7 protein-coding genes and 1 tRNA gene are annotated in these 7,668 nt (G+C 62.0%); 6 read left to right on the forward strand and 2 right to left on the reverse strand.

Translation table 11 applies throughout. The features are described from left to right. Positions 1 to 166: 166 nt before the first annotated feature. From selA to Q0J75_RS02580, 4 genes are all read left to right on the forward strand, one after another. The gene (gene selA, locus Q0J75_RS02565) at positions 167 to 1,528 is read left to right on the forward strand and encodes an L-seryl-tRNA(Sec) selenium transferase (protein ID WP_297196489.1); all 1,362 of its coding nucleotides are present in this window, start codon (positions 167 to 169) and stop codon (positions 1,526 to 1,528) included. Continuing rightward, positions 1,525 to 3,060, forward strand: a complete 1,536-nt coding sequence (selB, locus tag Q0J75_RS02570; protein WP_297196491.1) for a selenocysteine-specific translation elongation factor — start codon at positions 1,525 to 1,527, stop codon at positions 3,058 to 3,060. Before selA ends, selB begins: the two co-directional genes overlap by 4 nt. A gap of 13 nt (positions 3,061 to 3,073) precedes the next feature. Beyond that, positions 3,074 to 3,169, forward strand: a tRNA-Sec gene (locus Q0J75_RS02575). A 29-nt stretch (positions 3,170 to 3,198) separates the two neighbouring features. After that, positions 3,199 to 3,474: a GNAT family N-acetyltransferase gene (locus tag Q0J75_RS02580; RefSeq protein WP_297196493.1), complete on the forward strand. Its 276-nt coding sequence runs from the start codon at positions 3,199 to 3,201 to the stop codon at positions 3,472 to 3,474. Positions 3,475 to 3,554: 80 nt separating this feature from the next. Here Q0J75_RS02580 and galU read toward each other — a convergent pair whose 3' ends face one another. Beyond that, on the reverse strand, positions 3,555 to 4,427 hold the full coding sequence (gene galU / locus Q0J75_RS02585) for a UTP--glucose-1-phosphate uridylyltransferase GalU (protein WP_297196495.1): 873 nt from the start codon (positions 4,425 to 4,427) through the stop codon (positions 3,555 to 3,557). A 43-nt stretch (positions 4,428 to 4,470) separates the two neighbouring features. Beyond that, positions 4,471 to 4,998, reverse strand: a complete 528-nt coding sequence (locus Q0J75_RS02590; protein ID WP_297196497.1) for a QueT transporter family protein — start codon at positions 4,996 to 4,998, stop codon at positions 4,471 to 4,473. A 212-nt stretch (positions 4,999 to 5,210) separates the two neighbouring features. Here Q0J75_RS02590 and Q0J75_RS02595 point away from each other — a divergent pair, with 212 nt between their 5' ends. Then, the gene (locus tag Q0J75_RS02595; RefSeq protein ID WP_297196505.1) at positions 5,211 to 5,732 is read left to right on the forward strand and encodes a transcription repressor NadR; all 522 of its coding nucleotides are present in this window, start codon (positions 5,211 to 5,213) and stop codon (positions 5,730 to 5,732) included. A gap of 140 nt (positions 5,733 to 5,872) precedes the next feature. Further along, positions 5,873 to 7,543, forward strand: a complete 1,671-nt coding sequence (locus Q0J75_RS02600) for a Na+/H+ antiporter NhaC family protein (RefSeq protein WP_297196499.1) — start codon at positions 5,873 to 5,875, stop codon at positions 7,541 to 7,543. The last annotated feature ends 125 nt before the right edge of the window (positions 7,544 to 7,668 follow it).

Consider the following 7,668-nt stretch of genomic DNA (forward strand, 5'->3'; position numbering starts at 1 on the left):
CCTTCCAACAGCATGATAACCGCACGGTAAGTGCTGTGTCAATTATTATTCTCCCTTGTCTTAGGAGTTTTTTTGGCCTTATTTCTGAAAACCAAAAAGTTTATGTGCCTAATAGAGGAAAAGTGTGGTATACTGCAAACAAATACCCTGTTTTGGAGGTGCCGCCATGAGGGGATCCCCCCTGTCCCAACTGCCCAGGATGGACACGCTGCTGGCCAGTCCGGCCCTGGCGGAGAGCGGGCTGCCCCGCGTCCTGCAAAAGGCGGGTGTCAACCAGATACTGGATGAGCTGCGCCGCCGCCTCCAAGGGGGAGAGTGTGTGGAGCTGCCGTCCGCCGACGCTCTGGCCCAGCGGGCCAAACAGGCGGCGGAGGGGCTGGCCCGCCCCGGTCTGAGGCGCGTAATCAACGCCACCGGCGTGGTGCTGCACACCAATCTGGGCCGGGCTCCCCTGAGCCGCCGGGCAGTGGAGGCGGTAGCCGGTGCGGCGGCGGGCTACTCCAATCTGGAATACGACCTGTCCGCCGGAAAGCGGGGCAGCCGCACCGCCCGGGTGGAGGAGCTGCTGCGTCAGCTCACCGGAGCGGAGGGTGCTTTTGCGGTGAACAACAACGCCGCGGCGGTGCTGCTGATGCTGTCCGTCCTCACCCCCGGCCTGGGGGTGGCCATCTCCCGGGGGGAGTTGGTGGAGATCGGCGGCTCTTTTCGGGTGCCCGACATTATGGCCCGGAGCGGCGCCCGGCTGGTGGAGGTGGGGACCACCAATAAGACCCGCCTGTCCGACTATGCCGCCGCGCTGGACAGCGGAAAGGCCCAGGCCCTGCTGAAGGTCCACCCCAGTAATTTCAAGGTGGTGGGCTTTACCCAGACAGTGGAGGTAGAGGAGCTGGCCGGGCTGGCCCGGCAGCGGGGGGTGCCTCTGCTGTGTGATCTGGGCAGCGGGGCTCTGGCGCCCGGCCCCTGGCCGGCAGACTATCCCACGGTGGAGCGGTGGGCGGCCCTAGCCGATGTGGTGAGCTTTTCAGGGGACAAGCTGCTGGGCGGGCCGCAGGCGGGTATCCTGGTGGGCAAAGGGTCGGCGATCAGGCGGCTGAAGGCCGACCCCCTGGCCAGAGCCCTGCGGCTGGATAAGCTGTCTCTGGCCGCCCTGGAGGCTACGCTGCTGGACTGGCGGGACGGTGGAGAAATTCCCGTCCGATCTATGCTGGCGGCTCAGCCCTCAGACCTGCGCCGCCGGGCGGAGGACCTGACCGCCCGACTGGCACCAATTTGCCCCTGCGTGCCGGTGGAGACCGCCGGAGAGGCGGGGGGCGGCGCTCTGCCGGGAGAGAAGCTGCCCTCCTGGGCGGCGGCCCTGGACCCGGCGGAGGGACCGGAGCTGCTGGAGGCCTTTTTCCGGGGCTGGCGGGTGCCCATTGTGGGGCGTATCCACAGAGGCAGGCTGCTGCTGGATGTACGCACCCTGCTGCCGGGAGACGAGGAGGAGATTGGGGCGGCCCTGGCCGCCTGGAAGGGGGAGGAGCCATGATTCTGGGGACCGCCGGCCATGTGGACCACGGCAAGACCGCCCTGGTCAAGGCCCTCACAGGCGTGGACACTGACCGGCTGGAGGAGGAGCGCCGCCGGGGGCTTACCATAGAGCTGGGCTTTGCCCCGCTGATTCTGCCCGACGGGATGGTGATCAGCATGGTGGATGTGCCCGGCCACGAGAAATTTATCCCAACCATGCTCTCCGGCTGCGCCGGGATGGATATAGTGCTGTTGGCGGTGGCTGCCGACCAGGGCCCCATGCCCCAGACCAGAGAGCACCTGGCGATTTTGTCCCTGCTGGGGCTGCGGGGGGGCGTTATTGCTCTGACTCGGGCCGATCTGGGCCTGAAACCCGGTGTGGAGGAGCAGACGCGGGCCTTGGTAAAGGGCACCTTTTTGGAACAGGCTCCCATTCTACCTACCTCCGTGGTGACGGGAGAGGGGCTGGCCCAGCTGCGGCAGGCTTTGGAAAGGCTGGTCAGAGAGACGCCGCCGCCGGAGTGTGGGGGAGCGTGCCGTCTCCATGTGGACCGGGTCTTTTCGGTGGCGGGCAGCGGCACCGTGGTCACCGGCACCCTGACCGGCGGACCCATTCGCCGGGGAGACACGGTGCGGCTGTGGCCGGGAGAACGGACCGCCCGGGTACGGGGCCTTCAGTGTCACGGCGTTTCCGCAGAGGAACTGGCCCCCGGCTGTCGGGCGGCGGTGAATCTGGCGGGGGTCCACCGGGAGCAGGTCAAAAAGGGGGACACCCTGGCCCCGCTGGAAGGGCTGACGCTGACCCAGCGACTCGACACAGAGCTGAAGGTACTGCCTCACGCGCCTTATCCCATCAAGAATAATTCCGTTCTCCATGTGCATCATGGCGGACGAGAGCTGGTATGCCGGTGTATTTTACTGGGCCGGGACCGGCTGGAACCGGGAGAAAGGGGCTTTGCCCAGCTGCGGCTGGAGAACCCGCTGGCGGCCCGAGCGGGGGACCGGTTTGTGGTCCGCTTTTTCTCCCCGGTGGTTACGGTGGGGGGCGGATATGTGCTGGATCTGGCGCCTCCGGCGCGGGGGCGAATGGACCCGGACCGGGTGGAGCGGTTAGCCCTGCTGGCGGCGGGAAAGGCCCTGCCCTGTCCGAAGCCCACCCAAAAAGTTCCGCTCCCGCCGCCCCTGGTGGAAATCGACCCGGATCTGGAGGAGGAATTGTGCACCCGCTACCGTCAGGCGGGGCTGGAGCCCCTGTCCAACGAGGAGATGGAGGAGGCCTTTCCTGGTCAAAAGGAGGTCTGCCGCCGGGTGGGTCGCGCTCTGGCCGACCGGGGGGTACTGGCCCCCCTCTCGCCCAAGTACCGGGCCTGGGGGGCGTCCTGTACAGCGGCCCGCGATAAAATGAAAGCCCAATTTGGAACCGGACTGTTTACGCTGGCCCAAGCCAGGGATGCCCTGGGGATTTCCCGCAAGTATGCCCTGCTGCTGCTGGAGTATTGGGACCGGGTCCGGGTGACCCAAAAGATGGGGGAGGGGCGCAAATTTGTGTGACTCCCCACTATATGGGGGCGGAAGGGTATCTGGTGAGCCCCGCGGTCTTCAAAACCGTTGGGGACGGCGTTCCCGTCCTGGTGTGTTCGATCCGCACCCGCCCTCGCCAGTTGAACTATAACAAACAGGAGGTAGTATATGGAATTTCAAAGTCAACCCGGCCGCCTGTGGGCCGAAGACAGCAGCGGTAAGCTGATTGCCGAGATCACCTTTCCTGAGGAGAAGCCGGGCGTAGCCAACATTAACCACACTTTTGTGGATGGCTCTCTCCGGGGTCAGGGGGTGGCGGGCCAGCTGGTCCAGGGTGCTGTGGACCAGCTGCGCGAGCGGAACCTGAAGGCGGTGGCCACCTGCTCCTATGCGGTCAAGTGGTTTGACAGCCACCCGGACCAGCGGGACATTTTGGATGCATGACAAAAGCCGGGAGGCGCCGCAAAACGCGGCGCCTCCCGGCTCACTTGTTGGATCAATGGAAAGCCGGGTATATCCACACCTTACCGCAGGCTTTCCGCCTTTTCCTTGATGAAGTGCCGCAGCCAGGAGGCTGTGGCCTTGTTTTCCAGGGCGAAGTCGATGGTGGCCTCCAGGAAGCCGCACAGATTGCCGGTATCGTACCGGCGGCCCTCAAAGTCCACCGCCACCATCCGGCTCTTGCGGCACAGCTCCCGCAGACCGTCGGTGAGCTGGATTTCCCCGCCATAGCCTGGTTTCAGATCCTCCAGAATGTCAAAGATCTGGGGCGTGAGTACATAGCGGCCCAGAATGGCATAGTTGGAGAACATCTCCTGGGGGGTGGGCTTTTCGTTCATATCGGATACGTCGAAGATGCGCTCCTCCAAAGCGGAGATCTTCACGGAGGAGTAGCGGGAGATGGCCTCGGTAGGCACCTTCTGTACCCCTACGGCGGAGGCGCCGTACTTTTCCGCGCCTTCAATGAGCTGGAGGGTCACCGGCTTTTCCGCCCGCATGATGTCGTCCCCCAGCAGAACGGCAAAGGGTTCGTCCCCCACAAAGCGCTTGGCCCGGTAGATGGCGTGGCCCAGTCCTCTGGTCTCCTTCTGGCGGACATAGAAAATATTGGCCAGGTCGGCGGCCCGGCGGACCTCCACCAGCTCCCGCTCCTTCCCGGCCTGGAGCAGCCGGGTCTCCAGCTCGGGGTAGTAGTCAAAGTAATCATCCATGGCGGACTTGGCCCGGTTGGTGACAATGAGGATATCCTCAATACCAGCGGCCACCGCCTCCTCAATGATATACTGGATCACCGGCTTGTCCACCATAGGCAGCATTTCCTTGGGGACGGTTTTGGTGGCGGGGAGCATCCTTGTTCCCAGACCAGCGGCGGGGATGACAGCCTTGCGGACCTTCATGGGGAATCCTCCTTATCGTTTCGTCTTTGTGGCGGAGCGCCTCTCAGCGGCCGGCCAGACGGCGCTCCGGGATCATGCCGCGGAAATAGCGGATTTTGGGCAGCGCCAGCAGCAGAACGGTGCCCAGAATGTAACAGGCGGCCAGCTCGCCGATGACAAAGGTACCGGCGTTAAAGGCGCAGGCGGCCCAAAAGGCGTTGTTGACAGCGCCCACCTCCGACCAGGACCACATGGGGGCCAGAATGACCATGTTCACCAGCACCGGGGGCAGGGCGGCCAGATACCACCGGGGCATTTTCACGGTGAGCCAGGCGGCAATACCGGTGGCCAGGGTGCCCATAATCATATCAATGGGGCCGTAGGGAGAGAGCACATTGGTGATGAGGCAGCCCAGGGTCAGGCCCGGCGCGGTGGCCGGAAACAGGAAGGGCAGGACGGTGAGCGCCTCGGAAAAGCGAATCTGCACCGCGCCGAAGGTGAGGCCAAAGACGTTTCCAAAGTAGCCTAAAACGGCGTACAGCGCCGCCACCATGGCGGCAAGGGTGAGATCACGGGTGGTAAACTTACGCATACTGAATCAGGAACCTCCATTTTCGTATTTAGAGAACGGCGGTGAGTCCCGCCGAACGAACGCAGCATAGCCGCGCTTGGACCGGGTGTGGAAACCAGTCAAGCACATTCTAGCACATTCCCCCCGGGAAGGCAAGGCGAGAGGGTGTTTCCCAGCCGATTTACAGGGGATAGAGAACCTGCTATACTGAGGAAAAAAGGAGGCGAAACATGATGGAGGTTTCAGGGGCCCAGGCCCGCCGGCAGGCGATCCATGAGGCGCTGGCGCAAGCCGGCGGACCGGTAAGCGCCACCGTCCTGGCCAAGCGTTTTTCCGTGAGCCGGCAGATCATTGTGGGGGACGTGGCGCTGCTGCGGGCGGCGGGAGAGGAGATCCTGGCCACCCCCAGAGGCTATGTGCTGGGGCCGCGGTCTGCCGGGGTGGAGCGCACCGTGGCCTGCGTCCACCGGCCGGAGGAGATGGAGGCCGAACTCAACGCCATTGTGGACGCCGGGGGAGAGGCCGCCGACGTCATTGTGGAGCACCCGGTTTACGGACAGCTGACAGGCATATTGGGGGTACGCTCCCGATATGATGTACAAGAGTTTCTCAAACGGGTAGCGGCGGACAGCGCCAGACCCCTGTCTGCTCTGACCGGCGGCATCCATCTGCACACCATTCGCTGCGCCGATGAGGAAACCTTTCAAAGAGTTCAAAAAGCTTTGAGAAACGAAGGATTTTTGCTGGATATGTAAATTCAAAATAAACTTGCACCGAATGAACTGTTAATTTTGCCGAAAAAGTATTGCCAAATTGTGAATGATGGTGTATCATTAAGTACGAATCCTTGGGTTGGGGAGGCTTTTGGGATTCGAAATTATAAGGGAGGGTTATTATGAACTCACCACGAATGCAACGCTTCGGAAGAATTCTGCTGGTCGTCTTTGCCTTGGCCTGTGTCCTGATGACGGTCGCCTGCGCAGAAGGCGAAGAGGTCCAGAGCAAATTCTTCGGCACCCCCTGGTCCCTGTTGCCGCCTGTTGTCGCAATTGTTCTGGCACTGATCACGAAGGAAGTCTACTCGTCCCTGTTCATCGGCATCGTGGTAGGTTTCCTGCTGCAGGCCGACTTCGATGTGGCGCTTACCATTGACCATCTGGTCAACGGATTTATTGGCAACATCGGCGGTAACGCAGGTATCCTCATCTTCCTGGTCATTCTGGGTACCATGGTGGCCCTGATGATCCGGGCCGGCGGCTCCAAGGCTTACGGCGAGTGGGCTGTCAGACACATCAAAACCAAGTCCGGCGCTCTGTGGGCCACCTTTATCCTGGCCATCGTGCTGGGCGTGGACGACTACTTCAACAACCTGACCACCGGTAACGTGATGCGTCCCGTCTCCGATGGCCACCACATCTCCCGGGCCAAGCTGTCCTATATGTGCGACGCCACCGCCGCCCCCGTGTGTATCATGATGCCCGTCTCCTCCTGGGCCGCGGCTGTCACCGGCGTTATCAACAACGAGGAGCTGGGCTTCCAGATCTTCCTGCGGGCCATCCCCTACAACTACTATGCCATCCTTACCATGGTGTTTATCATCATGATGACCGCCCTGAATATCGACTACGGTCCCATGAAGAAGCATGAGGACAACGCCGCCAAGGGCGACCTGTATACCACCCCCGAGCGGCCCTATGCCGACGCTGCCGAGATGAAGTTCAACCCCAACGGCATGGTGATTGATCTGGTGATCCCCGTGGTCATCCTCATCGTCTGCTGCGTGGGCGGCTTGCTTTATGCCGGCTGGCTGGGCGGCGGCGAGGGTATCTTGGATATGTTCGCCAACACCGATGCCTTCTTCGGCCTGCCCTTCGGCGCCACCATCGCTCTGGTCATCAATATGATCTACTTTGCTGTCCGCCGCTCCATGAAGTTTACCGAGTTGATGGACTGCCTGCCTGAAGGTTTCAAGCAGATGGTGCCTGCCATCCTGATCCTCTGCATGGCCTGGACCATCAGCGGCGTCACCCGGGATGGCCTGGGCGCCCCTGAGTTCGTGGCCGCGTTTGTGGAGCAGCTCGGCCCCGGCCTGCATAACTTCCTGCCTGCCGTGGTCTTCCTCATTGCCTGCTTCCTGGGCTTCGCCACCGGCACCTCCTGGGGTACCTTCGGCATCCTGCTGCCCATCGTGCTGGAGATCTTCACCCCCGGCGGCTTCGACAACCTGACCGCCGAAACCCTGAACGAAGTGCCCATCCTGATGGTGGGCATCGGCGCCACTCTGGGCGGCGCGGTTATGGGCGACCACTGCTCTCCCATCTCCGACACCACCATTATGGCATCCACCGGTGCGCAGTGCTACCACCTCAACCATGTGGCTACCCAGATGCCTTACGCGGTTACCGTGGCCGCCATCGGCTTCGTCAACTACATTATCACCGGCCTGATTATCGATTATGTGCCTCAGGTCGTCTGCCTGCTCATTGCCGTGGCCTCCACTGTGGGCTTTATGCTGGTGGTAGGCAAGCTCAACCACTCCATGAACGTCCATTCCCAGCGGGATTAAGGTTCCCTTGGTTCTGTAAGCAGCCCTATCAAAAATCTCCGCCGCTCTTGAAGTGACCCCAAAAAGTTAGACAATATTTTCGAAGGAAAATTGTTTAAGCAGCCGAAAGGGCTTGCTGTCTGTGA

The organism is uncultured Flavonifractor sp., from assembly GCF_944385615.1.
Taxonomy (GTDB): Bacteria; Bacillota; Clostridia; order Oscillospirales; family Oscillospiraceae; genus Flavonifractor.